Genomic DNA, 25,291 nt, shown 5'->3' on the forward strand with positions numbered 1-25,291 from the left:
AGGGACGACACCATGAGACTCTCCCGTTCGGCACGCTTAGGAGCCGTCGCGACCGCGGCGGCTTCCTTCTTTGTCATCGCGGCCGCCCCGGCCCCGCAACCCGGCGCCCCCGGCACAGGCGACCCCTACTTCCCGAACCTCGGGAACGGCGGCTACGACGCCCGCCACTACACCCTCGACGTGGCGTACGACCCCGACACCGACCGGCTGGACGGCCGTACGACACTCTCCGCCCGCGCCACGCAGAACCTCTCCTCCTTCGACCTCGACCTCCAGCAGCTCCAGGTCACCAGGGTCGAAGTCGACGGCAGACGGGCCCGGTTCACGCGCGACGGCGACGAGATCCGCATCACCCCGGCGAAGTCCCTGCGCAAGAACCGGGACTTCACCGTCGCCGTCACCTACGGCGGTGTCCCGGAACCCCTCAGCGGCCCCATCGTCTTCGGCTCCGACTACGGCTGGATGAAGACCCCCGACGGCGTCTTCGTCGCCTGTGAGCCCAACGCCGCCTCCACCTGGTTCCCCTCCAGCGACCACCCCGCCGACAAGGCCACCTACGACATCCGCATCAAGACCCCCAAGGGGCTGACCGCGGTCTCCAACGGCCGGCTCGTGTCGACGTACGACAAGGGCGGCTCGACCTTCACCCACTGGCGCGAGAAGAAGCCCATGGCGACCTACCTCGCGACCGCCACGATCGGGAAGTTCGACGTCCGCACCGGGAAGACCCCCGGCGGCATCCCCATCTACACCGCCATCGACCCGGTCCTGGAGAACAGCAACAACGTCGACGTGTACGGCGTCACCGCCGAGGCCACCGACTACTGGTCGCAGGTGTTCGGGCCGTACCCCTTCGAGGAGACCGGCGCGATCGTCGACGACATGCCGCAGGCCGGGTTCTCGCTGGAGGTGCAGTCCAAGCCGGTCTACTCGGCCGTGCGCAACGAGACGACGATCGTGCACGAGCTGGCCCACCAGTGGTTCGGCGACAGCGTCTCCGTCGCGCAGTGGAAGGACATCTGGCTCAACGAGGGCTTCGCCACCTACGCCCAGTGGCTGTGGGCCGAGCACAAGGGCACCCGCAGCGCCCACGACTCCTTCCTCGCCGGCTACAACTCCCGGCCCGCGGACAACGCCTTCTGGCAGATCACCGTCGGCGACCCGCAGCGCGACACCATGTTCGCCTCCGCGGTCTACCAGCGCGGCGCGATGACCCTCCAGGTGCTGCGCGAGCGCATCGGCGACACGGCGTTCTTCAAGCTCCTGCCGGCCTGGACCGCACTGCACCGCTACGGCAACGCCGACACCGCCGACTTCGTCCGGCTCGCCGAGAAGATCAGCGGGCAGCAGCTCGACGACCTGTTCGCGACCTGGCTCTTCACGAAGGGCAAGCCCGCCCTGTAGCAGCCACTGCGCGACAATGCGGTGTGCTCCAGCAACTGTTCAGTCCCTCCGTCCAGCACACGCTCGACCTCGTCGGCATCTTCGTGTTCGCGATCTCCGGCGCGCTGCTGGCCGTCCGCAAGAACTTCGACGTCTTCGGCATCGCCGTCCTCGCCGAGGTCACCGCGCTGGGCGGAGGGCTGTTCCGGGACCTGATCATCGGCGCGGTACCGCCCGCCGCCTTCACGGATCTCGGTTACTTCCTCACCCCCCTGCTCGCCGCCCTCCTGGTCTTCTTCCTGCACCCGCACGTGGAGCGCATCCAGGTCGGCGTGAACGTCTTCGACGCGGCCGGCCTCGGCCTGTTCTGCGTCGCCGGGACGACCAAGGCGTACGAGTACGGGCTCGGCCTCACCCAGTCGGCGACCCTCGGCCTCGCGACCGCCGTCGGCGGCGGTGTGCTCCGGGACGTGCTCGCCAACGAGGTGCCCTCGCTGCTGCGCTGGGACCGCGACCTGTACGCGGTCCCGGCCATCGTCGGCGCCACCATGGTCGTGCTGTGCATCCGCTACGACGCCCTCACCCCGTTCACCAGCGGGCTCGCGGCGCTCACGGCCTTCGTACTGCGCCTGCTCGCGATGAGGTTCCACTGGCGAGCGCCGCGGGCGTGGAACCGGCGTTCGACCGTACGTGACGAGTAGTTCCGGGGCGGCCGTGCAGCAGGCCCATCTCCTCGGTGAGCCAGACGAAGGAGGGCACCACCTGCGGCCGCCACAGCGCCATGTTGTGGCCGCCCGCGCTCTTCGGGATGTAGACCACGTGCACGGTCGTCGGCGCCTTCGCGACCTGTTCCAGGCCCATGGCCGCCTCGTAGCCGTCGCCCGGCTGACCGGACTCGTAGAGCGCTATGGCGGGCGGGGTGCGGGCGTCGCGCAGCAGCACGTAGGGGTTGTTGGCGCGGCGCAGGGCCGGGGTCTCGGAGGCCAGCGAGTTGCGCTCGCCGATCGGGTCGTTGTACCCGGACATGCTGATCGCGGCCATGTAGCGGTCGGGGTGCGCGACGGCGAGCTTGGTCGCGCAGTGCCCGCCCGCCGAGTAACCGGCCACCGCCCAGCCCGTGGGACCGGGCTGGGCCCGGAAGTTGTCGGTGACCATCTTCGGCACGTCGACACTGAGCCAGGTGTCCGCGTTGACCGTGCCGGTGATGTTGGCGCACCCGGTGTCCACCCCGGCCAGCAGGTTCATCCGCGGGGCGATCAGGATGAACGGCGCGACCCGGCCCGAGCGCATCAGCGGCGCCAGCTGGTTGACCGCGTGCAGCGACCCGAACCAGGCCTTCGCGGAGCCCGGGTAGCCCGACAGCAGCTCCACCACGGGGAACTTGTGGTGCCGGTAGGCGGGCTCGGTGTACTGCGGCGGCAGCCATGCGTAGACCTCGGCGTTCACCCCCGAGACCCGGCCCTTGAGCTGGGTCACCCGCACGCCCTTCATGCCGGGCCCGGAGGCGTTCGTGAAGCGCTGCTTCACCTTGGGCAGCCGTTTCAGCGAGATGCCGCCGGTGCCGTCGGCGCCGAGGTTCGCGGCCTGCTGGACGTGGTTGCCGGTGCCGATCAGGTCGGCCCAGTTGTCGTACAGGTTGTTCTGGTTGTTGACCAGCACGAAGACGAGGGCGACCGCCGTGCCCTGGGCGAAGAGCACCATGAGCAGCCTGGCCGCGGCCCGCAGGGCTCGTGGCCCTCTGATCCGCGACCACAGGGCCAGCGGAAGCGCGATGGCGACGACGGACAGCACGATCAGCGTGTAGAGGAACGCGGTCCCGGTGAGGCTCATGTCCCTGTAGAGGGGCGGCCCGGGGGATCGGTTTACGGCTGTGTACGGACGCTTACCTGGAAATTGCCCTGGTCTCACCTGAGGGCGGGCTGTGTTCAAGAGCCCGAAACATGGAAAGCTACCGCTTAGTAGTTAGTTGTTGTACCGTTCAGCCATGCCAGAAGCAGCCTCCGACACCCGTGCCGCGATCGGCGACAGCGAGTTCGACCGGGACACCGCGGTCACCCGCCGCGCCCCCGGCGTCTACGACATCGACCTCTCCGCGGGCTGGACGATCATCAGCGCCGTCAACGGCGGCTACCTCCTGGCGGTCCTGGGCCGCGCCCTCGCGGACACCCTGCCGCACCCCGACCCGTTCACCATCTCCGCGCACTACCTCACCGCCTCCCAGCCCGGCCCCGCGGTGATCCGCGCGGACGTGGTCCGCACCGGCCGCACCCTCTCCACCGGCCAGGCCTCGCTCTTCCAGTACGACGAGCAGGGCGCCGAGGTCGAGCGCATCCGCGTCCTCGCCTCCTACGGCGACCTCGACGCCCTCCCCGACGACGTCCGTACGACGGCGAAGCCGCCCGCGTTCCCGCCGATGGACCAGTGCTTCGGCCCCGAGGACGGTCCTGCCCCCGTCGAGGGCAGCTCGGCCATCACCGACCGGCTGATGCTCAAGCTGGACCCCTCGACCCTGGGCTGGGCCCTCGGCGCGCCGTCCGGCAAGGGCGAGATGCGGGCCTGGTTCGGCCTCGCCGACGGCCGGGACGCCGACCCCCTCTCGCTGCTCCTCGCGGTGGACGCGCTGCCGCCGACCGCGTTCGAGATCGGCCTCAGCGGCTGGGTGCCCACGGTCGAACTCACCGTGCACGTACGCTGCCGCCCCGCCCCGGGCCCCCTGCGCGTCTCCCTCACCACTCGCAACCTCGCGGGCGGTTTCCTGGAGGAGGACGCCGAGGTCTGGGACAGCGCGGACCGGCTGGTGGCGCAGTCCCGGCAGCTGGCCCGGGTGCGGCTGGGCTGAGGGGGCGGGCCGCGCCGGGCCGGCGTCCCTCGCGCCCGTCGCCCTGCTCCCCGCGGACCGCGGTGCGGGTGGACGCGCCGACGGCGTGACCGAGCAGGGTGCGGACGTCGAGCAGGGTCCGGACGTCGAGCAGGGTCCGGACGTCGTGCTCCGCGCACGGCGCGGGATCCTGGCCGGGTGAAGTCCGACCGCCTTCTGTCGATCCTGCTGCTCCTCCAGGCCCGCGGCCGGGTGCCCGCGCACGAACTCGCCGCCCGCCTGGAGGTGTCGGTGCGCACGATCTACCGGGACGTGGAGGCGCTGTCCGCCTCCGGAGTCCCGGTCTACGCCGAGCGCGGCCGCTACGGCGGCATCGAACTGCTCGCCGGTTTCCGCACCGACGTCACGGGCCTGACCGCCGACGAGTCCCGCGCGCTGTTCGTCCTCGCCGCCCAGGGCGCCCACGCGGCCCTCGGCCTGGACTCCGCCCTCGCCTCGGCCCTGCGCAAGGTGATGGCCGCGCTCCCCGCCCCGCACCGGCCGGCCGCCGAGGTCACCGCCCGCCGCGTCCTGGTCGACGCCACCCGCTGGAAGGGCGGACCCCCACCCGACGCCGACCTCGACGCGTTGCAGGACGCCGTCTTCACCGACCGCCGGCTGCGGCTGCGGTACCGGCACAGTGGCGAGCGCGCGATCCGGACGTACACCGTCGACCCGTACGGCCTCGTCGCCAAGGCGGGTGTCTGGTACCTGGTGGCCGACCGGCGCGGGCTCCCGAGGCTGTTCCGCGCCGACCGGGTGCGTTCGGCGACCGTGCTGGACGACCCCGTGCGGCGGCGGTCCGGTGTCGAACTCGCCGACGTCTGGGAGGTGTTGCGCCGCCGGGTGGAGGAGCGTCCCGCCGGTGTGGACGTCACCGTGCGGGTCCGCCGGGACCGACTCGACCTGTTCCGGCGGCTGATGACGCCGTATCTGAGCGAACTCCCGGACGACGAGGGGGAGGAGAGATGGGTGACCGCACAACTCGTGTTCGGCGAGGTCGCCGAGGCCCGGCAACTCCTGATGTTCTCCGACCGGTTGGAGGTGCTCACGCCGCCCGAGGTGCGCGCGGAGGTGGCCGCGGCGGCCGCCTCTGTCACGGACCTGTACCAGCGGGCAGGGCAGGGGGTGGAGGAAAGTCCCAGCTCGGAGGGGGTGCTTTAGCCGCGCTTTGCCCGGCGCACAGCCGGGGGACAGCGCGGGCCCAAGGTGTCCCTAAGGGCCGTTGGTTGAGTTCCGGGCCTCAGGACTTCCTCATCCTCCCTGGAGCTGTCTCTCATGAAGCGTGTGCGTCTCCTCCCCGCCGTGGCCCTGCTGGCGCTCTCGCCCCTCGCCCTGGTGGCCTGCGGATCGGGCGACTCGTCGTCCACCTCGAACAGCGGCACCTCGGGGCAGCAGAACTGTCAGGCGCCCACCGGCGGCGCCTCCGGGATGCCCAGCGGTGCCCCCTCGGGCGCCCCCACCGGCAACGCGAGCGCCCGGCCCTCGGGCGCGCCCAGCGGCAACCCCTCCGGAATGCCGAGCGGCGGCCCCGGTGGCGGTCAGGGCGGCCCGGGGGCGGGGATGGGCGGCGGCTGCGGCGGCCCCGGCGGTGGTGCCGGCGGCGGGGCTCCGAGCGGCGCGCCCAGCGGTGCCCCGAGCGCGGCGGCCACCAAGAGCTGACGGCGCGCAGGACGCCGTACGGCAGGGGCGGCACTCCCGGTGAGCCGGAGGGTGCCGCCCCGCTGTGCGTTCTCCGGCTCAGTCCAGCCAGTGGTGGCGGCCGGTGCTGATCAGCCGCATCTGCCGCTGGGCCACCTGGGCCACCCGGGCGCGCTCCTCGTCCGAGGCCTCCTGCGCCTCCAGGAACAGGGAGGCCGTGATCAGCATCTGGTCGACGTAGAGGTTGGCCAGCATGAGCAGGTCGTCGTCGCTCCAGCCCTCGGACACGGGGTCCTTGGCCAGCTCCTCCTTCACCTCCTGGCCGAAACGGGCCAGTTGGTCGCGTATGGCCTCCCGCACCGGCTGAACTCCGCCATGTCGTTCGCGGGCGATGAAACGGACGTGAGCGGGGTACGCGTGTACATGGCCGGCGATCAACTCGATGGCGCGCTCGATGCGTTGATCGTGGTCGTCGGCCGTGGACACCGTCGTCCGAATCATGGGGTGCAGGCTGCCCAGGGCCTCCTCGACCAGGGCCACGCCGAGATCCGCGATGGAGCGGAAGTGGCGGTAGAAGGCGGTCGGGGCGACGCCCACGGCACGTGTGACCTCACGCAGACCCAGGCTGCTCAGGCTCTGTTCCTCCAGCAGGCCGAGCGCCGCGTCCAGGAGCGACTGCCGGGTCTTCTGTTTCTGCGCCTGCCGAATGCCGAGGGTGTGACTCATGTCATCCAGTTAACAACTGTTCTCCGTAATTGGAAAGCCGCGCGGCGCGCTAGACTCTGGAGTCAGTGAACAACTGTAACTACAACTGTTCACCCAAACGTAACGCCCCGCGTGACAAGCCACGCCACGACCGCCGTACCGGAGGGGGATCCGTCCCATGCTGTTCCTCGTCGCCGCACTCATGCTGCTCGGCGTCGTCCTGGGCACCGTCGCCCACGCGCCGTTCACCTTCACCGCCGTCGCCGCCGCCGTGATCGCGGTCTGGCTGGGCATCTTCGCGCTCCGCGAGCGCCACGCCCGCCGCCGCACCCCGTCCCACTGACCGCCGCCCCGTCGTCCCGTCGTCCCCAGGAGCACTGATTCCCATGCAGCTCACCGCGCAGGCTAGCCCCCGCACCGGCGCCCGTGACGCCGACGGCATGGCCGTGGCGTCCTTCGTCCTCGGCCTCCTCGGCCTCCTCGTCCTCAACGTCTTCCTCGGCCCGATCGCCATCGTCCTGGCCTCGGTGGCCCTGTGGCGCGGCACCGCCCGCCGCGGCCGCGCGTACCTGGGTCTCGGTCTCGGTGTGGCCGACCTGCTGGTCCTGGTGGCCTTCATGCAGCTGGACAGCACGCCGTCCTGGAGCTTCTGAGCCGGTCGGCACCGGCCGGTCCTGGCCTGAGGCTGCTCACCCGCGCCCCGTAGAATCGGCGTCACCATGGCATACCTCGACCACGCCGCGACCACGCCGATGCTTCCCGAGGCGGTCGAGGCGCTCAGCGCCCACCTCGGCGTCACCGGCAACGCCTCTTCCCTCCACGCATCCGGCCGCAAGGCCCGGCGCACGGTCGAGGAATCCCGCGAGACCCTCGCGGAGGCGCTCGGTGCCCGCCCCAGCGAGATCGTCTTCACCTCCGGCGGGACGGAGGCCGACAACCTCGCCGTGAAGGGCCTGTACTGGTCCCGGCGCGACGCGGACCCCGCAAGGACGCGGGTCCTCGCCAGCCCCGTCGAACACCACGCCGTCCTCGACGCCGTCCACTGGCTGGCCGAGCACGAGGGCGCCACCGTCGAGTACCTCCCCGTCGACAAGCACGGCCGGGTCCACCCCGACGCCCTGCGCGCGGCCATCGACCGGAACCCCGACGACGTCGCCCTGGCCACGGTCATGTGGGCCAACAACGAGATCGGCACCGTGCTGCCGGTCCGCGAACTCGCCGAGGTCGCCGCGGAGTCCGGTGTCCCGCTGCACGCCGACGCGGTCCAGGCCTTCGGCCAGGTGCCCGTCGACTTCGCCGCCTCCGGCCTCGCCGCGATGACGGTGTCCGGCCACAAGATCGGCGGCCCGTACGGCATCGGAGCCCTGGTCCTCGGCCGGGAGTGGACCCCCGTCCCCGTCCTGCACGGCGGCGGCCAGGAGCGCCATGTCCGCTCCGGCACCCTCGACGTCCCCGCCATCGCCTCCTTCGCGGTGGCCGGCCGCCTGGCCGCCGAACAGCGCGAGTGGTTCGCCGCTGAGATCGGCGCCCTGCGCGACGCCCTGGTCGAAGCGGTCCGTACGGCGGTCCCGGACGCGATCCTCGGCGGTGACCCGGAACCAGGGGGCCGCCTTCCGGCCAACGCCCACTTCACCTTCCCCGGCTGCGAGGGCGACTCCCTGCTCCTCCTCCTGGACGCCCAGGGCATCGAGTGCTCCACCGGCTCCGCCTGCACCGCCGGTGTCGCCCAGCCCAGCCATGTCCTGCTGGCCACCGGCACCGACCCCGACCTGGCCCGCGGCACCCTGCGCTTCTCCCTCGGCCACACCTCCACCGAGACGGACGTGGAGGCGGTCGCCAAGGCCATCGGCCCCGCCGTGGAGCGCGCTCGCGCGGCGGGGCTGACGTGACGCTCCGGGGAAGTCGCTGCGCTGTCAGCTCTCCGTGACCATGAGGGAGGCCATCATGCCCTCGTCCTCGTGCTGGAGCAGATGGCAGTGGAGCATGTACATGTAGGTGTCGTCGGCGAAGTCCGTGAACTCCATGGCGATCACGAGGGTGCCGCCGCCGACCACCTCGTAGGTGTCGCGCCAGCCCAGATCGACCCCGGTGGGAGCCTCGCCGTTGATCGAGATCACCTGGTAGGGCACGTCGTGCAGATGGAAAGAGTGCTCCAGCTGCGAGGAGTTGGTGATCGTCCAGATCTCCTTGGCGCCCAGTGTGGTGCTGATCATCGCCATGTTCGCCATGGAGAGACCGGCCGAACCGTTGATCTTCATGGTCGCGCCCGTGTTGCTGAGCGTGATGGTCCGCGCCGTGAAGTCGGAGGTGTCGTACCGCTCGATGGTGTTGAGGGTGCTCGGCAGGTCGTCCGGGGTGTCGGTGCCGCCCGCGGTGACGGTGAGGAACTCGTAGGTCCCGGAGCCGCCGCGGATCCAGCCGGTCGTGACGACCGCCTCCAGGGTGACGTCCTCGGTGACGTCCATGACGAACTCGGCGCGGGCTCCGGCGACCAGCCGGATGCTGGTGACCTCCGTGACCTCGGTCAGATAGCCCTGCTCGGTGGCGATCTGGGTCAGGGTGCCGCCGTCGCTGCGCTGGAGCGTGATGATGTCCGAGGGTGAGGCGTTGAGCGCCCGGAAGCGGTTGCGGGTCTTGGTGGCGGCGAACGCGAGGGTGGTGTCGTCGACGTTCTGGCCGTTCACCAGCAGCGGGAAGCTGAGGCCGTTGCTGAGGTAGCCGCTCTGGTTGTACTTGATGTCGCCAGTGCTGTCGACGGCCAGACACTGGAAGATCAGCGGGATGTCGTCCACGCCGTAGTCGCCGGGCAGAGCGGCCGAGGCGTCGGAGTCGTCCTCCACGATGATCATCCCGGCCAGTCCGTGGGTGGCCTGCTCGGCCGTGGTGCCCAGGGCGTGCGGGTGGTACCAGAGGGTCTTGGCCTCGTCGAGGACCTCGAAGGTGGGGGCCCAGGTGGTGCCGGCGGAGAAGGCGTTCTGCGGGCCGCCGTCCATCTTCGGCGGGACGTGGGCGCCGTGGAAGTGGACGGTGGTGTCCTCGCTGAGGTTGTTGGTGATGTTCAGCAGGACGGTGTCGCCCTTGGTCCACTTCAGCGTGGGGCCGAGGAAGGACTGGTTGTAGCCGGCGGTCGTGCTGGTGACACCGCTGAGCACCTCGGCGGTGCCGGTCTGGGCCGCCAGGGTGAAGGTGGTGGTGCCGTCGGAGGTGGTGCCCTCCAGCAGGTCCGGGATGGTGAGGGTGCCGTCCGTCGCCGCGGCGGCCTTGCTGCGGGTGCCCTCGGTGAGGAGGGAGAAGGTCGCACCGGCCGCCGCCACCGCCCCGAGGCCGATCCCGGCCATGCCGCCGAGGAACTTCCGCCGGTGCAGGCCCTTCTTGTGGCCGCCGGTCCTCTTGGTGTGCTCGCCCTTGGCCGCCAGGCCGTCCCTCGCGTGCGCGCCGCCGCCGGGCTCTGTGGTGTGTGTCATGGCCGGGGAGCCTCGACGTAAGCGCTGTGTGAACACTGGGGCGAACCTGGGCGCGAGCCCGGGAAGCTGTGAAGCCGGGGGGCGGTCAACTTCCTTGAGCAGAAGGAAAGTTGACGCCCCGCAGGTCATGGGCGGGGCGCGGAACAAGTCGGGCACGCGGGCCGGGCCCGAAGTTCATATCTACGCGGAGGCCCGCCCGGCCTGCCGCACCAGCTTCATGTACCGGTCCCAGTCCCAGTGCCTGCCGGGGTCGGTGTGGTCCGTCCCCGGGACCTCCACGTGCCCGATGATGTGCTCCCGGTCGACGGGTATGCCGTAACGCGCGCATATCCCGGCGGTGAGCCGCGCCGAGGCCGCGTACATCGCGTCCGTGAAGTCCTCGGGCCGGTCCACGAAGCCCTCGTGCTCGATGCCCACACTGCGTTCGTTGTAGGAGCGGTTGCCCGCGTGGTACGCCACGTCCAGCTCGCGGATCATCTGGGTGATCCGGCCGTCCTTGCCGACGATGTAGTGCGCGGCCGCGCCGTGGCCCGGGTCCTGGAACACCTTCACCGCGCTCGCGAAGCTGCCCTGGGTGACATGGACGACCACCATGTCTATGCGGTAGTCGTCGGGCCGGTCCGCGCGCCGCCAGTTCGCGTCGGAGGCCGCCACCCAGCGTGCGCCCCGGAAGTCCACCGCGCCCTCGACCCGCGGCTTCTCCACCCCCGGTGTCCGCCACCACAGCCGCGCCAGCTCGTCCCGGGCCAGCACGGCCGAGCCCACCGCGGCCGCCGTCCCGCCGACGAGCAGCGCCCGGCGCCCGATGCGCCGGTCGGTGTCCCTGGAACCCTCTGTCGCCCCCATGTGATCGTCAACGGATACCCGGCGGCCCCGGTTCCCGCGCCCCCTTACTCTTGAAGGGTTATGACTGACACCACGCAGCGCCCCCTTCGCGTTCTCGCCGCCATGTCCGGAGGAGTGGACTCCGCCGTCGCCGCCGCCCGTGCCGCCGAAGCCGGCCACGACGTCACCGGCGTCCACCTCGCGCTCTCCGCGAACCCGCAGTCCTTCCGCACGGGCGCGCGGGGCTGTTGCACCATCGAGGACTCCCGCGACGCCCGCCGCGCGGCCGACGTCATCGGCATCCCCTTCTACGTCTGGGACCTCGCCGACCGCTTCCGCGAGGACGTCGTCGAGGACTTCGTCGCCGAGTACGAGGCCGGCCGCACCCCCAACCCCTGCCTGCGCTGCAACGAGAAGATCAAGTTCGCCGCGCTGCTCGACAAGGCGCTGGCGCTGGGCTTCGACGCGGTGTGCACCGGCCACTACGCGAAGGTGGTCACCCTCGCGGACGGCTCCCGCGAGCTGCACCGCGCCTCCGACATGGCGAAGGACCAGTCCTACGTCCTCGGTGTCCTGGACGAGAAGCAGCTGGCGCACGCCCTGTTCCCGCTCGGTGACACCGTCACCACCAAGGACGAGATCCGCGCCGAGGCCGAGCGCCGGGGGCTCGCGGTCGCGAAGAAGCCCGACTCGCACGACATCTGCTTCATCGCCGACGGCGACACCCAGGGCTTCCTGGCGAACCGGCTGGGCAAGGCCGAGGGCGACATCGTCGACGAGTCCGGCGCGAAGATCGGTACCCACGAGGGCGCGTACGGCTTCACCATCGGTCAGCGCAAGGGGCTGCGGATCGGCACCCCGGCCGCCGACGGCAAGCCGCGCTACGTCCTCGACATCTCGCCGGTGAACAACACGGTCACGGTCGGCCCGGCCGCGGCCCTGGACGTCACCGCCCTCACCGCCATCAAGCCCCGCTGGTGCGGCACCGCCCCGGCCGGCCCCGGCACCTACACCGCCCAGCTCCGCGCCCACGGCGGCGAGACCGAGGTCACCGCCGAGCTGGTCGACGGCCGCCTGGAGGTCTCGTTCACCGAGCCGGTCCGCGGGGTGGCCCCCGGCCAGGCCATCGTCCTGTACGACGACACCCGCGTGGTGGGCTCGGCGACCATCGCGACCACCACGCGCGCGAGGACGACGACTCCGGTCGCCTGAGGAGTCCCGCGGGGCCCCGTCGCCCGAGGGGTCTCGCAGGGCCCTACGACGGCGCCCACAGCTCGAACCGGCTGGTGCCCCATGCCGTGGCGTAGGGCACCGTGCCGATGAGGCGGTAGCCGGTCGAGTGCAGGAGCGCCTCGCGGACCGTGGTGCTCTCGCCCGTCGGGTTGCCCCGGTCGAGCACGATGAGGGTGAAGTGCCGGTCGGCGACGGCCGCCTTGAAGCCGGCCGCCCCCGTCAGGTGCTGACCGGAGCGGTTCGTGTAGTCGATCGTGTACGTCGAGTTCCACTGCCGGTACGAGGTGTCCTTGCCCAGCGCGTAGACGGGCACCTCGTAGGTGTCGGCGAGGTAGGTGCCGTGCGCGCTCATGTAGGGCCGCAGCGTGGCCACGAGGCTCCTGGAGTCGGGCCACGCGTGGAAGTTGTCGTAGGCCTGCGACATCCCGCTGGAGAGCAGCACCACGCCCAGGAAGATCGCCCACTGCGGGTACTTGAAGTGCGCGCCCATGAGGCGGGTGACGCCGACCCCGGCGAGGGGCGCGGCGAAGAACAGTCCGTAGCCGATGTGCTTGTGCAGCGAGACCTCGGTGTGCAGATGCAGCTGGTAGGCGGGTGCGAGCAGGGCCGTGCCGACCAGGACAAGCCCGAGAGCGGCCCGCCAGCGGGCACCCGGCAGCGCCCCGCGCCAGCCGGGCATCTCGCTCATGCGGCCGCTGCGGACGTAGCTGAAGGCCCCCACCAGGGCCACGGCGACTGCCAGGCCACCCCAGCGGGCCGAGTCCTTCACGATGGTCCAGGAGGGCGTCGTACCGGCCGCACGGGCCGTCGTGGTGGACTGGATCGCCGCCAGGTACCCGGAGGCGTACAGCCCCGCCCCCAGCAGCGCCACCGTCGCCACCGTGAGCAGCACACCGCGCCCGAGCGCCCTGGGCAGACCGCGCCGTTGGTAGACGGTCAGCACCCCGAGCAGCACCACCGTCGGCAGGTACAGGGCCGAGGCGTACTTGACCGCCACGGCGAGCGCGGCGACCGGCGCGGCGAGCAGGGTCAGCAGCGGGTGCGAGTCCGCGGTGCGGACGACGATCCAGGCGGCCAGCCCCAGCAGGAACAGGGCGAGGGCGTCGTAGGTCGCGAAGTTGCCCATGAACGCGGTGGACTGGGCCACGGCGAAGACACCGGCGGCGCACAGTCCCGCCCGCTCGTTGAAGAGGCGGCGCGTCATCGCGTACAGGAGCGAGGTGCAGCCGAGCATGCAGGCCAGGCTCAGGGCGCGGGCGCCGGCCAGCCCGAACACCGAGTCGACGGCGGCGGCGAGGACCGGGTAGAGGACGGGCGCGCCGGAGAAGTAGCTGTCGAAGGCGCCGTAGAGCGGGGTGCCGTGCAGCAGATGGTCGATCTCCGCGTGGCCGGCGAAGAGGTACAGGGCCTCGTCCTCGAAGGCGGTGTTCTGCAAGCGCAGCGACAGGCCGGCCTGGATCACCAGCAGGGCGAGCAGGACGAGCCGGCTGACCCAGATCCGGCGTGAGCTCGGGGCGGCCGACCAGCCGGAGTCCGGGACGGGGCTGAGGGTGTAGCCGGACGGGGCCTGCTTGAGCACCCTCAGCTGCATCGTCTCGGCGACCCGGGACCGCTTCTTGAGGTGGGCCACGGATATCTGCATGGTGGAGTCGTTGTGCTCCATCTACGGGCCCCCTACGGCTTCCGGACGTCGACGCCGAAGGAGTCGTCCGCGGCCGCCTTCTTGAACGCGGCGAGCGACAACGGGCCGCTGTCGATGCGCCAGTCGGCCTCCTTCTTGAGGTTGAACCAGACCAGGCCCAGCATGTCGGCACGCGCGCGTACCCCTGCGAACAGGTCGGCGATCTGGGCGGGTTTGCGCTCCCCGGCCTGCACACCGGTCTCCGCGATCAGGAACGGCTTGCGGCTGAAGCGCCGGATCTCCTTCAGTGTCGGCCCGAAGAGGGTGTCGAAGGTGGTCGGGCCGCTGAGCGCGTAGTAGCCGACGACACCGATCCAGTCGACGTACGCGTCACCCGGGTAGTACGGCTTGAGCCGCACGTCCGGGACCGGGTTGATCACGTTCGGGCTCCACACCCAGATGACGTCCGCCGCGCCCTCGTCGGTGAACAGGTCGTGGATGTGCCGCCACGCGCGCGCGAAGTCGGCGGCGCTCGTCTTCTTGCTGCCCCAGGGGTACCAGCCGCCGTTCATCTCGTGCCCGAAGCTCAGCGCGAGCGGCCGGTTGTAGTCGCGCACGGCGTCCGCGAACTCCCGGATGTAGGTGTCCTGCTCGCCGTCGGCGATCTGCGCGGCCGTGTGGGAGAAGGGCTCCCACACCAGGAAGGGCAGCTGGCCGTCGTCCCAGACGGCACGGTTGACGTCCGCCTGGAACGGGTCGCCCCACTTGGCGTAGTACTCGCGCAGGTCGGGCCGCTTGCCCGCCTTCTCGGTGAAGGCCGTGACGGGAGCGGTCGTGCGGGGCGAGCCGTTGAAGGCGACCCCGAGGTACTTGCGGTCGGGCCTGAGCAGCGGACGTATGTCGTACGGCGCTTCGGCGCTCGGTGACGCCACCTGGGCCTTCGCGGCCGCCGAGGAGACCTGGGGCGCGGGCGGCGCACAGGCCCCGAGCGTCACGAGCAGAGAGCCGACGAGCGCGAGCAGCAGGAGGCGGGGCCGGGTCATGCCGCGGTGGGGCCCGGTCATACGGCGACCTCCTCGGTGAGCTGCGGCTGCGCGGGTGCGGCCTCCTCGGCGCGCGGCTGGATGAGGGCACGGGCGACCGCGACGCCGTAGAAGAGGCCCGAGGCGAGCATCAGGGCGTAGTCCGACGGGTTGAGGGAGGTGCTCATCCGCCAGACCGCGACCGAGATCCAGGCCACCGCGGTCGTCGCGCTCCAGGCCCACATGCCGATCCACAGGCGGCGCGTCTTGCTGCCCTTGGCGCCGCCGGCGCCGGTCGGCGTCCAGCCCATGGGGCGGCGGCGGACGGTGTCCCAGATGGCGAAGGCGTGGGCCCAGCCGTACAGGACGCGGGTGGCCCATGCCTCCAGGCGGTACGGATTCCGGTGCCAGATCGGGTAGATCACGGTCAGGTAGAGCACGCTGGGCACCACCAGGCCGATGTTCGCGAGCTTCAGCTGCTCGGGAGCCGCCAGCATGATCGTGAGCGCGATGAGCGGGCCGCTGAAGGTCAGCAGACCGGTCTCGACGTAGTAGATGAAACCGGACAAGTAGCACAACCGGCTCGCGAACCGCATCCTGGTCCGCCAGAAGTCCTTGCTGCCCAGCATCGCCAGCGAGGCCATGCACCAGCGGTACTGCTGGCTGTAGAAGGCGACCACGGTGTCCGGGCACACACCGGTGGACAGCGCGACCGGCACGTACGTCAGGTCCCAGCCCAGGGACCGCAGTTCGAACCCGGTGTACATGTCCTCGGAGTGCTCGACCAGGCTGGTGCCGCCGATCTCCGCGAGCGCGCTGCGCCGGTAGACCGCGCAACTGCCCACACAGATCGAGCCGTCGCTCTGCTGCCGGGAGACCTGGACGCTGCGGTAGAACAGCTCCTGCACGGCCGCCGCCCCGCGCTCGATCCAGTTCTGCTGGTCCAGGACGCGGAAGAACTGCGGGGACTGGACGATCGCGGTGCGCGGATCGCGGTCCATGTACGGCAGCAGCTCGTGCAGCAGATCGGCGCGCGGGGCGAAGTCGGCGTCCAGGATGAGGATGAAGTCGCCCGAGGACCGCTCGAAGCCGTGGCGCAGGTTGCCGGCCTTCTTCATCCAGCCGCGGTTGGGCCGCACCAGGTACCGGAAGCCGAAGTCGGCGGCCATCGCGCCGATCTCCGGGTCGTCGGAGTCGTCCAGCACGATCGGCGTGACCCGCCCCGGGTAGTGCTCGCCCAGGGTGCGCACATGGAGCCAGGTGTTGTGCAGCACCTCGATGGGCTCGCCGCACACCGGCAGGAAGACGTCCACGTCCGGGTACCGCTCCGGCTGCCACCCCTTGACCAGCCGCCGGTGCCCGCGCAGATCGAAGCTCGGGGCGAAGGCGTCCAGCCGGAACGAGATCAGATAGCTGACCATGGACAGCACCAGAAGCGGGATGTACGCCCAGATCCAGACGCTCGTCGTCGCCGCCCGCACCTGGCTGATCACCAGGCAGACGAACCCGACGAGCGACGAGTACGTCAGCACCCAGGTGTGCCGTCGGACGTAGGAGACCTTCTCCCGGTCGTCGGGAGGCGCGGGCAGCAGCCCGGGGTGGTGGCTGTGGCCGGAAACGGCCTTGCGGGGTTCTGCCCGGCGGCGGCGAGGCGGCGGCACCGTGGCTCGGGCGCCGTCGGGCAGGGCGTGCGGGGTGTTCATGGGTCGTGCTCCACAAGCGAGCCGGAATGCGAAGGAGGCTCGCCGCGAAAGCGCGAGTTAATGGTGAATCTTATGTGACTAACGAGTGGGGTTCGGTCTTGGGTTGCTCAAGGTTCGTCCTCAGGTGATCGAGAAGAACTCCGCCAGGACCGGTGCAAGGGCGCTCGGATCGACCATGTGGGTCTGGCCCTCCAGGACGCGGTACGAGCCGTCCGGGGCCGCCTCCGCGACCGCCCGGGTGCCCTCGCGCATCCACTCGGGGCTCGCCCCGCCCGCCACGGCCAGCACCGGGACCGTGACCGAGGCCAGCCGGTCCCGGGGGACCAGGCCGCCCGCCATGACCGCGTTGTCGTAGGCGAGGGTCGGAGCGACCGACTCCATGCCGGGCCACATGGGGGAGTTGCGGGCCCCCTGGATCATCTCCTCGCCCATGCCGGTGAGCCGCAGGAACAGCTCCACGGCGTCCCCGCGCCGGCCCTCCGCGAGTGCCGCGGTGAGGTGCTCGGTGTACTCGGCGTTCTGCTGTGCGCCGCCCTCGAGGAAGTCGGCGAACGGCGTCTCGTACACGGCGACCCGGCGCACCGGCAGTCCGCTCGCCGCGGCCTCCAGCACCAGCGCACCGCCGGACGAGATGCCGCACAGGCTCGCCTCGCCGCCCGCCTCCTCGATCAGCGCGGCGAGGTCCTCCACCTCACGGGCCACCTCGTAAGGGGCCGTGTCACCGCTCGCCCCGCGTCCCCGGCGGTCGTACACCAGCACCTCGTACCGCTCCGACAGCGGCACGGCCAGCGGCGCGACCGTGCCTCCCGTCGACATCGCGCCGCTGACGAGGATGACCGCCGGGCCCTGCCCGGTGCGTTCGTACGCGATCGGGGTGCCGTCGCGCGAGAGGGTCTTCTTGTCCATGCCTGTGGAGACTGCCGCACGGCACGGAAATCATCGGTCAGGACACGTCGACTTCGTAGAAGCAGAGATGGTCCTTGATCTCGGCGACGGCGGGTTTCGGTTCGGGATACGACCACACCAGGTCGGGCGCGTCCGGCAGCGACCAGTAGGACGCGGTGCCCTTGAAGGGACAGTAGGTGTGCGTGTCGGAGGGGGTCAGCAGGTCCAGGCGTACGTCCTCCGCGGGGAGGTAGTACCGCGCGGGACAGCCCGTCTCCCTGAGGACGAGCGGGCGCGTGCTCTCCGCGAGGACCTGGTCGCCGTGCACCACGCGCACGTGCTGGTCGGCTTGCTCGATGGTGATCGTGTGTCCTTCGGCCATACCGGGACAGCGCTCGGGGGCCGCCGGTTCTTCCCGCGTACCGTGGCCGCATGCGAATCTGCGTCTTCCTCTCCGCCGCCGACCTCGACGACCGTTACACGCGCCCCGCGCGGGAGTTCGCGAAACTGCTGGGCAAGGGCGGGCACACCCTGGTGTGGGGCGGCTCCGACGTGGGCCTGATGAAGGTGGTCGCGGACGGGGTGCAGGAGGCGGGCGGGCGGCTCGTCGGGGTCTCGGTCCGGTTCCTCGCGTCCAAGGTCCGCCCCGGCGTCGACGAGATGGTGATCGCCGAGGACCTCGCAGAGCGGAAGAAGCTGCTCCTGGAGAAGGCCGACGCCGTGGTGATCATGGTGGGCGGCACCGGCACGCTCGACGAGGCGACCGAGATCCTGGAGCTGAAGAAGCACGGGCACACCGAGAAGCCGGTCGTGCTGCTCAACACCGCGGGCTTCTACGACGGCCTGAAGGAGCAGTTCCGGCGCATGGAGGACGAGGGGTTCCTGCCCCGTCCGCTGACCGATCTGGTGTTCTTCGCGGAGGAGCCGGTGGGGGCGCTGGCGTACCTGGAGGAGTCGCTCGGCACCCGGTGACCGCGTGATGCGAGCATGGCGGCATGGCTACACATGTGATCACCGGAGCGGGCTCCGGCATCGGCGCGGCGGTGGCCCGCCGTCTGCACGCGCGCGGGGACGACCTCGTGCTGCACGCGCGCGACGCGGGCCGTGCGAAGGAGCTGGCGGCACAGTTCCCCGGCGCGCGGACGCTGGTCGGTGACCTGGCCGACCCGGACAAGCTGAGCTGGGCCTTCTCGCACCAGTCGCTGCCCGACCGGGTGGACTCCCTGCTGCACGTCGCGGGCGTGGTCGACCTGGGCCCGGTGGGCGACCTGACCCCGAAGACCTGGCGCCACCAGCTGAACGTCAACCTGATCTCCCCGGCCGAGCTGACCCGCCACTTCCTGCCCCAACTCCGGGCGGCCCGGGGCCATGTGCTGTTCGTGAACTCCGGCGCGGGCCTGAACGCGCACGCCGACTGGTCCGCCTACGCGGCCTCCAAGCACGGTCTGAAGGCCCTCGCGGACTCCCTGCGCCACGAGGAGCACGGCAACGGCGTCCGGGTCACCTCGGTCTACCCGGGCCGCACCGCGAGCCCCATGCAGGCCAAGGTGCACCAGCAGGAGGGCAAGGAGTACGACGCCGCCCGCTGGATCGACCCCGAGTCGGTCGCGACGACGATCCTCACGGCGATCGACCTGCCGAGGGACGCCGAGATCAACGACCTGACGGTCAGGCCGGGCCGCTGACGGTTCGACGGGACGGTTCGGTGAGGCGGGCGGCTCAGGTGGGGGCGGCAACCACCGGCGCCCGCCTACGTAGGCTTCGCATGTGACCGCAGACTTCAGCTTCGCCCCCGCCACCGGCGTCGGCTCCCTCCCCGGCGGCGACGCCCGGGAGGCGGCCAGGACCGCCACCGGCTCCTTCGAGGACTTCCCGTTCCTGCCCGAGCTGCCCGCCCGCGGCCCCGGCGCCGACATGATCGGCCGGACCGCCGGGATGCTCGTCGAGCTGTACGCGCGCGTGGAGCCCAGCGGTTGGCGGATCGGGGACCGGCCGGGCCGGGACACCCGGCGGGCGCGGTCCTGGCTGGGGGAGGACCTGGACGCGCTGGAGGAGTTCACCCAGGGCTACGGGGGGCAGCTGAAGGTCCAGGCCGTCGGCCCCTGGACGCTCGCCGCCGCGCTGGAGCTCAGGAACGGCGAGGTCGCCCTCTCCGACCCCGGCGCCTGCCGGGACCTCGCCGCCTCGCTCGCGGAGGGGCTGCGGCTGCACCTGGAGGAGGTCCGCAGGAGGATCCCCGGCGCGCAGCTCGTCCTCCAGCTCGACGAGCCCTCCCTCATCGCCGTGCTGCGCGGCCAGGTGAAGTCGGCCAGCGGATACCGCACCCACCGTGCCGTCGACCGGCAGGTCGTGGAGGCCACGCTCCGGGACGTCGTCGGGGTTCACGCGGACGGGCCGGTCGTGGTCCACTCGTGCGCACCGGACGTCCCCTTCGCGCTGCTGCGGAGGGCGGGCGCCGCGGCCGTCTCCTTCGACTTCTCGCTCCTCACCGAGCGTGACGACGACGTGATCGGCGAGGCGGTGGAAGGGGGGACCAGGCTCTTCGCCGGTGTCGTGCCCGGCACGGACACGGCATTGTCAGACCCTGCCGGTAGCGTCATGGGTGTCAGGACGCTGTGGCGCAGGCTGGGGCTGCATCCGGGACTGCTCGCGGAGGCGGTCACGGTCACTCCGGCGTGCGGACTCGCGGGGGCCTCCCCGGGGTACGCGCGCAAGGCCCTCGCCCACTGCGTCCAGGCGGCGAGATCCCTCGCGGACAACCCTGAGTAACGGGAGGACAACACGGTGGCCGGCGACAAGCAAGCGGAGACGACGGTGCCCGCCGAGGCACGGGAGAAGCACGCGCAGCTCGCTGAGCAGATCGAGGAGCACCGCTTCCGGTACTACGTGAACGACGCGCCGGTCATCAGCGACGCGGACTTCGACAAGCTGCTGCGTTCCCTCGAAGCCCTGGAGGAGGAGTACCCCGAGCTGCGCACCCCGGACTCCCCGACCCAGAAGGTCGCGGGGGCGTACGCGACGGAGTTCACGGCGGTCCAGCACCGCTCCCGCATGCTCTCCCTGGACAACGCGTTCAGCGACGAGGAGCTCGCGGCCTGGGCCGACCGGGTCGCCAAGGACGTCGGCACCACCGACTACCACCTGCTGTGCGAGCTCAAGGTCGACGGCCTCGCCGTCAACCTCACCTACGAGCACGGCCGCCTCACCCGCGCGGCCACCCGCGGCGACGGCCGCACCGGCGAGGACATCACCCCCAACGTCCGTACGATCGCCGAGATCCCGGACCGCCTCACCGGTGACAAGGTGCCCGACCTCGTGGAGATCCGTGGCGAGGTCTACTTCCCGATGGAGAAGTTCGAGGAGCTCAACGCCCGTCTGGTCGAGGCCGGCGACAAGCCCTTCGCCAACCCGCGCAACGCGGCGGCCGGTTCGCTGCGCCAGAAGGACCCGCGCGTCACCGCCACCCGCCCCCTGCACATGGTCGTGCACGGCATCGGCGCCCTGGAGGGCTTCGACGGCATGACCCGGCTCTCCCAGGGCTACGACCTCCTCAAGTCCTGGGGCCTGCCCACCGCCAAGCACAACAAGGTGGTCGACGGCCTCGACGGCGTAAGGGAGTTCATCGCCTACTTCGGCGAGAACCGCCACTCCGTGGAGCACGAGATCGACGGGGCCGTCGTCAAGCTCGACGAGATCCCGCTCCAGGGCAGGCTCGGCTCCACCTCCCGCGCCCCGCGCTGGGCGATCGCGTACAAGTACGCGCCGGAGGAGGTCAACACCAAGCTGATCAACATCCGCGTGGGCGTGGGCCGCACGGGCCGGGTCACCCCGTACGCCCAGGTCGAGCCGGTGACGGTGGCCGGCTCGGAGGTCGAGTTCGCCACCCTGCACAACCAGGACGTCGTCAAGCTCAAGGGCGTCCTGATCGGCGACACCGTGGTGCTGCGCAAGGCCGGTGACGTCATCCCGGAGATCCTCGGCCCGGTCGTGGACCTGCGCGACGGCAGCGAGCGCGAGTTCGTGATGCCGTCCGAGTGCCCGGAGTGCGGCACGGCACTGCGGCCCATGAAGGAGGGCGACGTCGACCTGCGCTGCCCCAACGCCCGCACCTGCCCCGCCCAGCTGCGTGAGCGCCTGTTCTACCTCGCGGGCCGCAAGTCGCTGGACATCGAGCACTTCGGGTACGTCGCCGCCGCCGCGCTCACCAAGCCGCTGGAGCCCTCGGACCCGCCGCTGGCCGACGAGGGCGACCTGTTCGACCTGACCATCGAGCAGCTGCTGCCCATCAAGGCCTACGTCCGCGACCAGGACAGCGGGCTGCCCAAGCGCGACCCGAAGACGGGCGAGGAGAAGGTCGCTACCGTCTTCGCCAACCAGCAGGGCGAGCCGAAGAAGAACGCGGTGGCCATGCTGGAGAACATCGCGGCCGCCAAGGAGCGCCCGCTCGCCCGGGTCCTCACCGGTCTGTCGATCCGCCATGTCGGCCCGGTCGCCGCCGAGGCCCTCGCCCGCAACTTCCGCTCCATCGACCGCATCGAGCAGGCGAGCGAGGAGGAGCTGGCGGCCACCGACGGCGTCGGCTCGATCATCGCGAAGTCCCTCAAGGAGTGGTTCGCGGAGGACTGGCACCAGGAGATCCTGCGCAAGTGGAAGGCCGCCGGCGTCCGCATGGAGGAGGAGGGCTCCGGGGAGGACGAGGGTCCGCGTCCCCTCGAAGGGCTCACCGTCGTCGTCACCGGCACCCTGGAGCGCTTCACCCGGGACGGGGCCAAGGAGGCCCTCCAGACCCGAGGGGCGAAGGTGACCGGTTCGGTTTCGAAGAAGACGTCATTCGTCGTTGTGGGTGACAATCCGGGTTCGAAATATGACAAGGCGATGCAACTCAAGGTGCCGGTTCTGAATGAGGACGGCTTCGACGTCCTCCTGGAGCAGGGCCCCGAAGCGGCCGCTGATGTGGCGCTTCCCACCGAGGAGTAGCGAGCGGCGGCGGTTGAAGGCCACCCGATCGGCGCATACCAGATGCATACGGGTGGCCGGGGCGCATTCGGGCAACCGTGGACGACCGCTGCCCGTGGAAGCCTTCTGCGGCCTACTGTTGAGATGTGCGCCTGCCGTGCCCAGTTGCGGTCGGGGCATTCCCTTGCTCCTCATGAGCAGGGGAAAGGGTTTTCCAACGCGGCGCCGTCCAGGGTTTTGTCGGGCGAACGAGCCGCGTGGCGTGGGCACCGCCGGCAGTGAGAGGGACGGGAATGGAACCGACCGAGAGCGCCGCCCCGGACTCACGGCTGCGCCGGCTCAGCGGCGCATGGCGGGCGAGCCGGTGGTCCGTGCGGCCTTCGGAGCGTCCGGGCGCGGAGGGGCGTGTCACCGGACCGTACACCGCGGCCGAGAACCCCGGTGCCGCACAGCTCACCGCCGAGCGCGCCCCCGGGATGCCGGACCCCGACCCCGACCGGCAGCTGTCCTGGCCCGCACTGCCCACGGCGGTCGTCGCGGCCGCCGGATTCGTGCTCGGCGCGGGCTTCTACCGGGCCTTCACCGGCAGCCACGCCCTCTTCCCGTCCGGCACCGTCGGCTGGGCCCTGGCCGTACTGACCGGCGTCATCGTGGGCCATCTGGTCGCCCTCGGCCGGGCCCGCTGGTGGGGCGGCACCGGCTCGGGCGCCGCCCTCACCCTCGCCGTCCTGCTGCTGTACGGCTGGGTGGCCGCCGGAATGGTCAGCCTCACCGTCGTCCTGCTGGTCGGCATAGCCAGGCGCCACCGCTGGCGGCAGGGCATCCTGCACGGCGCGGTGGACATCCTCGGCATAGCCACCGGCGCCCTCGTCCTCGCCGTGTTCGGCCAGTCCCCGTCCGTCGAGACCCCGTGGAACCCGGACAGCTGGACGTTCTACACCGGCCCCGAGGTGATGCTCGTCGCGGCCGCCTACCTCGCGGTCACCCGGGCGCTCGGCTGGTACCTGCACTCCGCACGCCACGCGGGACTGCCCACCATGGCCCGCACCGCCCTGGTCAGGCAGGGCCTGGTCGCGGTCGCGCTGCTCGGCATCGCCCCGCTGGTCTGTGTGGTCGCCGCCGCGAAGCCCCTGCTGCTCCCGCTGTTCGCGATCCCGCTGATCGCCCTCGACTCCACGCTCTGGATGGCCCGCGCCCGCGCCGAGGAGCAGCTGCGCGACCCGTTGACCGGACTGCCCAACCGGCAGTGGCTCCTGGAGCGCATCTGGAGCGCCCTGGACGACGCCGAACGCATCGGCGCCCGGTCCGCCCTGATGGTCATCGACCTCGACCGCTTCCGCTCGGTCAACGACACCCTGGGCCACCTCGCCGGTGACCGGCTGCTCCTCCAGATCGCCGAGCGGCTGAGGATCGCCCTGCCGCGCGGGGCGGAGGCGGCCCGGCTCGGCGGCGACGAGTTCGCCGTCTTACTGCCGGTCGCCGACTCCACCACCTCCGCGACCCGCGTCGCCCGCACCCTCGTCGCCGCCCTCAGCTCCCCGCTCGACCTCGACGGACTCACCCTCGTCCTGGAGGCCAGCGCCGGCGTCGCCGTCTTCCCCGACCACGCCCTGGACGCCGAGGGCCTGCTCCGGCGGGCGGACGTGGCGATGTACCAGGCCAAGCGGGACCGTACGGGCGTAGAGGTGTACGAGTCCAAGCGGGACTCCAACACCCCCGACCGCCTGGGTCTCCTGGGCGATCTGCGCCGCGCCCTGGACGCGCACGAGGTGCAGCTGCACTACCAGCCCAAGGTCCGCTTCGACGGACAGGTGGCCGGTCTGGAGGCCCTGGTGCGCTGGGTGCACCCGGAGCGCGGGAAGGTGCCGCCGGACGAGTTCATCGCGATCGCCGAGTCGTCCGGGCTGATGCCGCACCTCACCGAGTACGTGCTCGACACCGCTCTCGCGCAGGTCGCCGAGTGGCGGGCGCAGGGCCTGTTCGTCCCGGTCGCCGTCAACGTCTCCCCGCGGGACGTGCACACCCCCGGCTTCGCCGGCTCGGTCGCCGCGCGTCTCGCCCGGCACGGCGTTCCCGCGGGAGCGCTCCAACTGGAGATCACCGAGCACGTCCTCCTGGAGGACCCCTCGCGGGCCGGGGACACCCTCGCCGCGCTGACCGGCCACGGCGTCAAGATGTCCCTCGACGACTTCGGCACCGGCTACTCCTCCCTGGTCCACCTGCGCCGCCTGCCCGTCAGCGAACTGAAGATCGACCGCTCCTTCGTGGCCAGGCTGGCCGTCGACAATGAGGACGCGGAGATCGTCCGCTGCACGGTGGACCTGGCCCACTCCCTGGGCCTGCTGGTGGTGGCGGAGGGCGTCGAGGACGACGAGACCTGGGAGCGGCTGCGGGACATGGGCTGCGACGCCGTACAGGGCTGGCTGGTGGCGGCGGCGATGCCCCCGGAGGAGACGACGGCGTGGCTGCTGGCACGGGGGTCGCGGGGCTGGCAGCGGCCTCGTGCGGCCTTGCCGGCCGCCGAGTAGCGGTTCCCACCCGCACCGCCCGTGCGGGTTTCGTGGTCGGGTGCGGGTGGCCCCTGTGGGGCTCGATCACCGTCGGCGGCCGCGGCCCGGTAATCCGTTTAACGGCCCGAGCCCCGCGACCCCTAGGATTGGCCCCAAACCACACACACTCACCCAGAGGATCGCTGCATGCCTGGCATCACGCGCGAGGAGGTCGCTCACCTCGCACGGCTGGCGCGTCTGGAGCTGAAGCCCGAAGAGCTCGAGCACTTCGCGGGACAGCTGGACGACATCATCGGCGCGGTCGCACGCGTCAGTGAGGTCGCCGACCAAGACGTACCGCCGACCTCGCACCCGCTTCCGCTGACGAACGTCATGCGGGCGGACGAGGTCCGTCCCTCGCTCACCCCCGAGCAGGCGCTCTCCGGCGCCCCGGCCCAGGAGCAGCAGCGTTTCAAGGTGCCGCAGATCCTGGGGGAGGACTGATCA

Annotated in this window: 24 protein-coding genes; 15 read left to right on the top strand and 9 right to left on the bottom strand. The window is 71.3% G+C overall.

Features of this window, described 5'->3' with window-relative positions; all coding sequences use genetic code 11:
• The first annotated feature begins 12 nt into the window (after positions 1 to 12).
• Together AQJ54_RS05355 and AQJ54_RS05360 are read left to right on the top strand one after the other, a co-directional pair.
• Complete coding sequence (locus AQJ54_RS05355) at positions 13 to 1,404, top strand: M1 family metallopeptidase (RefSeq protein ID WP_062234359.1); 1,392 nt, start codon at positions 13 to 15, stop codon at positions 1,402 to 1,404.
• A 23-nt stretch (positions 1,405 to 1,427) separates the two neighbouring features.
• On the top strand, positions 1,428 to 2,084 hold the full coding sequence (locus tag AQJ54_RS05360) for a trimeric intracellular cation channel family protein (RefSeq protein ID WP_062026842.1): 657 nt from the start codon (positions 1,428 to 1,430) through the stop codon (positions 2,082 to 2,084).
• On the opposite strand, the gene AQJ54_RS05365 is transcribed toward AQJ54_RS05360, so the two are convergent.
• Positions 1,993 to 3,213 (bottom strand): alpha/beta hydrolase, encoded by a 1,221-nt coding sequence (locus AQJ54_RS05365; protein ID WP_062234362.1) that lies wholly within the window; start codon positions 3,211 to 3,213, stop codon positions 1,993 to 1,995. The genes AQJ54_RS05360 and AQJ54_RS05365 overlap by 92 nt on opposite strands.
• A gap of 154 nt (positions 3,214 to 3,367) precedes the next feature.
• Between AQJ54_RS05365 and AQJ54_RS05370 the strand changes: the two genes are divergently transcribed.
• The 3 genes from AQJ54_RS05370 (at position 3,368) to AQJ54_RS46340 (ending at position 5,902) form a co-directional block, all read left to right on the top strand.
• Positions 3,368 to 4,222: a thioesterase family protein gene (locus AQJ54_RS05370; protein WP_062026840.1), complete on the top strand. Its 855-nt coding sequence runs from the start codon at positions 3,368 to 3,370 to the stop codon at positions 4,220 to 4,222.
• Between the two features lie 177 nt (positions 4,223 to 4,399).
• Entirely contained in the window at positions 4,400 to 5,404 is a 1,005-nt protein-coding gene (locus AQJ54_RS05375) for a helix-turn-helix transcriptional regulator (RefSeq protein WP_062234365.1), read from the top strand.
• Positions 5,405 to 5,518: 114 nt separating this feature from the next.
• Positions 5,519 to 5,902 (top strand): hypothetical protein, encoded by a 384-nt coding sequence (locus AQJ54_RS46340; protein WP_062026839.1) that lies wholly within the window; start codon positions 5,519 to 5,521, stop codon positions 5,900 to 5,902.
• A 78-nt stretch (positions 5,903 to 5,980) separates the two neighbouring features.
• On the opposite strand, the gene AQJ54_RS05385 is transcribed toward AQJ54_RS46340, so the two are convergent.
• Entirely contained in the window at positions 5,981 to 6,607 is a 627-nt protein-coding gene (locus AQJ54_RS05385) for a TetR family transcriptional regulator (RefSeq protein ID WP_062026838.1), read from the bottom strand.
• Between the two features lie 157 nt (positions 6,608 to 6,764).
• Between AQJ54_RS05385 and AQJ54_RS46015 the strand changes: the two genes are divergently transcribed.
• The 3 genes from AQJ54_RS46015 (at position 6,765) to AQJ54_RS05395 (ending at position 8,475) form a co-directional block, all read left to right on the top strand.
• Positions 6,765 to 6,929 carry a hypothetical protein gene (locus tag AQJ54_RS46015; protein ID WP_020139922.1) on the top strand — a complete coding sequence of 55 codons (165 nt, stop codon included), beginning with the start codon at positions 6,765 to 6,767 and terminating at the stop codon, positions 6,927 to 6,929.
• A 43-nt stretch (positions 6,930 to 6,972) separates the two neighbouring features.
• The gene (locus AQJ54_RS05390; protein WP_020139923.1) at positions 6,973 to 7,239 is read left to right on the top strand and encodes a hypothetical protein; all 267 of its coding nucleotides are present in this window, start codon (positions 6,973 to 6,975) and stop codon (positions 7,237 to 7,239) included.
• 66 nt (positions 7,240 to 7,305) lie between these two features.
• Complete coding sequence (locus AQJ54_RS05395; protein WP_062026837.1) at positions 7,306 to 8,475, top strand: cysteine desulfurase family protein; 1,170 nt, start codon at positions 7,306 to 7,308, stop codon at positions 8,473 to 8,475.
• A gap of 24 nt (positions 8,476 to 8,499) precedes the next feature.
• Here the strand turns inward: AQJ54_RS05395 and AQJ54_RS05400 are convergent, their stop codons facing one another.
• The gene (locus tag AQJ54_RS05400; protein ID WP_062234367.1) at positions 8,500 to 10,050 is read right to left on the bottom strand and encodes a multicopper oxidase family protein; all 1,551 of its coding nucleotides are present in this window, start codon (positions 10,048 to 10,050) and stop codon (positions 8,500 to 8,502) included.
• Positions 10,051 to 10,230: 180 nt separating this feature from the next.
• A complete protein-coding gene (locus AQJ54_RS05405; protein ID WP_062234370.1) occupies positions 10,231 to 10,896 on the bottom strand; it encodes an N-acetylmuramoyl-L-alanine amidase in 666 nt (221 codons plus the stop codon).
• A gap of 60 nt (positions 10,897 to 10,956) precedes the next feature.
• Here AQJ54_RS05405 and mnmA point away from each other — a divergent pair, with 60 nt between their 5' ends.
• Positions 10,957 to 12,087, top strand: a complete 1,131-nt coding sequence (gene mnmA, locus AQJ54_RS05410) for a tRNA 2-thiouridine(34) synthase MnmA (protein WP_062234373.1) — start codon at positions 10,957 to 10,959, stop codon at positions 12,085 to 12,087.
• Between the two features lie 43 nt (positions 12,088 to 12,130).
• Here the strand turns inward: mnmA and AQJ54_RS05415 are convergent, their stop codons facing one another.
• The 5 genes from AQJ54_RS05415 to AQJ54_RS05435 all read right to left on the bottom strand — a co-directional run bounded on the left by AQJ54_RS05415 (position 12,131) and on the right by AQJ54_RS05435 (position 17,721).
• A complete protein-coding gene (locus AQJ54_RS05415) occupies positions 12,131 to 13,771 on the bottom strand; it encodes a glycosyltransferase family 39 protein (protein WP_246091032.1) in 1,641 nt (546 codons plus the stop codon).
• Positions 13,772 to 13,782: 11 nt separating this feature from the next.
• On the bottom strand, positions 13,783 to 14,793 hold the full coding sequence (locus AQJ54_RS05420; RefSeq protein ID WP_062234376.1) for a glycoside hydrolase family 26 protein: 1,011 nt from the start codon (positions 14,791 to 14,793) through the stop codon (positions 13,783 to 13,785).
• Entirely contained in the window at positions 14,790 to 16,454 is a 1,665-nt protein-coding gene (locus AQJ54_RS05425; RefSeq protein ID WP_079069744.1) for a glycosyltransferase family 2 protein, read from the bottom strand. The genes AQJ54_RS05420 and AQJ54_RS05425 overlap by 4 nt, the downstream gene beginning before the upstream one ends.
• A 120-nt stretch (positions 16,455 to 16,574) precedes the next feature.
• Positions 16,575 to 17,360: an alpha/beta fold hydrolase gene (locus tag AQJ54_RS05430; RefSeq protein WP_062234379.1), complete on the bottom strand. Its 786-nt coding sequence runs from the start codon at positions 17,358 to 17,360 to the stop codon at positions 16,575 to 16,577.
• Positions 17,361 to 17,397: 37 nt separating this feature from the next.
• The gene (locus AQJ54_RS05435; protein ID WP_062026824.1) at positions 17,398 to 17,721 is read right to left on the bottom strand and encodes a DUF427 domain-containing protein; all 324 of its coding nucleotides are present in this window, start codon (positions 17,719 to 17,721) and stop codon (positions 17,398 to 17,400) included.
• 50 nt (positions 17,722 to 17,771) lie between these two features.
• Between AQJ54_RS05435 and AQJ54_RS05440 the strand changes: the two genes are divergently transcribed.
• The 6 genes from AQJ54_RS05440 (at position 17,772) to gatC (ending at position 25,288) form a co-directional block, all read left to right on the top strand.
• Entirely contained in the window at positions 17,772 to 18,311 is a 540-nt protein-coding gene (locus tag AQJ54_RS05440) for an LOG family protein (protein WP_062234383.1), read from the top strand.
• 23 nt (positions 18,312 to 18,334) lie between these two features.
• The gene (locus AQJ54_RS05445) at positions 18,335 to 19,024 is read left to right on the top strand and encodes an SDR family oxidoreductase (RefSeq protein ID WP_079069745.1); all 690 of its coding nucleotides are present in this window, start codon (positions 18,335 to 18,337) and stop codon (positions 19,022 to 19,024) included.
• A gap of 82 nt (positions 19,025 to 19,106) precedes the next feature.
• Positions 19,107 to 20,108, top strand: a complete 1,002-nt coding sequence (locus AQJ54_RS05450) for a methionine synthase (protein WP_062234386.1) — start codon at positions 19,107 to 19,109, stop codon at positions 20,106 to 20,108.
• Between the two features lie 15 nt (positions 20,109 to 20,123).
• The gene (gene ligA, locus AQJ54_RS05455) at positions 20,124 to 22,316 is read left to right on the top strand and encodes an NAD-dependent DNA ligase LigA (protein WP_062234389.1); all 2,193 of its coding nucleotides are present in this window, start codon (positions 20,124 to 20,126) and stop codon (positions 22,314 to 22,316) included.
• A gap of 272 nt (positions 22,317 to 22,588) precedes the next feature.
• Positions 22,589 to 24,823, top strand: coding sequence for a putative bifunctional diguanylate cyclase/phosphodiesterase (locus tag AQJ54_RS05460; RefSeq protein WP_062234392.1), 2,235 nt, complete (start codon positions 22,589 to 22,591; stop codon positions 24,821 to 24,823).
• A gap of 168 nt (positions 24,824 to 24,991) precedes the next feature.
• Positions 24,992 to 25,288, top strand: a complete 297-nt coding sequence (gene gatC / locus AQJ54_RS05465) for an Asp-tRNA(Asn)/Glu-tRNA(Gln) amidotransferase subunit GatC (protein ID WP_007384860.1) — start codon at positions 24,992 to 24,994, stop codon at positions 25,286 to 25,288.
• Positions 25,289 to 25,291: the final 3 nt, after the last annotated feature.

Origin of the sequence: Streptomyces griseorubiginosus, assembly GCF_001514195.1 — a bacterium.
Classification (GTDB): domain Bacteria; phylum Actinomycetota; class Actinomycetes; order Streptomycetales; family Streptomycetaceae; genus Streptomyces; species Streptomyces griseorubiginosus.

Coding starts and splice junctions, on each gene's coding strand:
- AQJ54_RS05355 (WP_062234359.1), top strand. CDS start 13: ATGAGACTCTCCCGTTCGGCACGCTTAGGAGCCGTCGCGACCGCGGCG.
- AQJ54_RS05365 (WP_062234362.1), bottom strand. CDS start 3,213: ATGAGCCTCACCGGGACCGCGTTCCTCTACACGCTGATCGTGCTGTCC.
- AQJ54_RS05370 (WP_062026840.1), top strand. CDS start 3,368: ATGCCAGAAGCAGCCTCCGACACCCGTGCCGCGATCGGCGACAGCGAG.
- AQJ54_RS46340 (WP_062026839.1), top strand. CDS start 5,519: ATGAAGCGTGTGCGTCTCCTCCCCGCCGTGGCCCTGCTGGCGCTCTCG.
- AQJ54_RS05385 (WP_062026838.1), bottom strand. CDS start 6,607: ATGAGTCACACCCTCGGCATTCGGCAGGCGCAGAAACAGAAGACCCGG.
- AQJ54_RS46015 (WP_020139922.1), top strand. CDS start 6,765: ATGCTGTTCCTCGTCGCCGCACTCATGCTGCTCGGCGTCGTCCTGGGC.
- AQJ54_RS05390 (WP_020139923.1), top strand. CDS start 6,973: ATGCAGCTCACCGCGCAGGCTAGCCCCCGCACCGGCGCCCGTGACGCC.
- AQJ54_RS05395 (WP_062026837.1), top strand. CDS start 7,306: ATGGCATACCTCGACCACGCCGCGACCACGCCGATGCTTCCCGAGGCG.
- AQJ54_RS05400 (WP_062234367.1), bottom strand. CDS start 10,050: ATGACACACACCACAGAGCCCGGCGGCGGCGCGCACGCGAGGGACGGC.
- AQJ54_RS05405 (WP_062234370.1), bottom strand. CDS start 10,896: ATGGGGGCGACAGAGGGTTCCAGGGACACCGACCGGCGCATCGGGCGC.
- mnmA (WP_062234373.1), top strand. CDS start 10,957: ATGACTGACACCACGCAGCGCCCCCTTCGCGTTCTCGCCGCCATGTCC.
- AQJ54_RS05415 (WP_246091032.1), bottom strand. CDS start 13,771: ATGGAGCACAACGACTCCACCATGCAGATATCCGTGGCCCACCTCAAG.
- AQJ54_RS05420 (WP_062234376.1), bottom strand. CDS start 14,793: ATGACCGGGCCCCACCGCGGCATGACCCGGCCCCGCCTCCTGCTGCTC.
- AQJ54_RS05425 (WP_079069744.1), bottom strand. CDS start 16,454: ATGAACACCCCGCACGCCCTGCCCGACGGCGCCCGAGCCACGGTGCCG.
- AQJ54_RS05430 (WP_062234379.1), bottom strand. CDS start 17,360: ATGGACAAGAAGACCCTCTCGCGCGACGGCACCCCGATCGCGTACGAA.
- AQJ54_RS05435 (WP_062026824.1), bottom strand. CDS start 17,721: ATGGCCGAAGGACACACGATCACCATCGAGCAAGCCGACCAGCACGTG.
- AQJ54_RS05440 (WP_062234383.1), top strand. CDS start 17,772: ATGCGAATCTGCGTCTTCCTCTCCGCCGCCGACCTCGACGACCGTTAC.
- AQJ54_RS05445 (WP_079069745.1), top strand. CDS start 18,335: ATGGCTACACATGTGATCACCGGAGCGGGCTCCGGCATCGGCGCGGCG.
- AQJ54_RS05460 (WP_062234392.1), top strand. CDS start 22,589: ATGGAACCGACCGAGAGCGCCGCCCCGGACTCACGGCTGCGCCGGCTC.
- gatC (WP_007384860.1), top strand. CDS start 24,992: ATGCCTGGCATCACGCGCGAGGAGGTCGCTCACCTCGCACGGCTGGCG.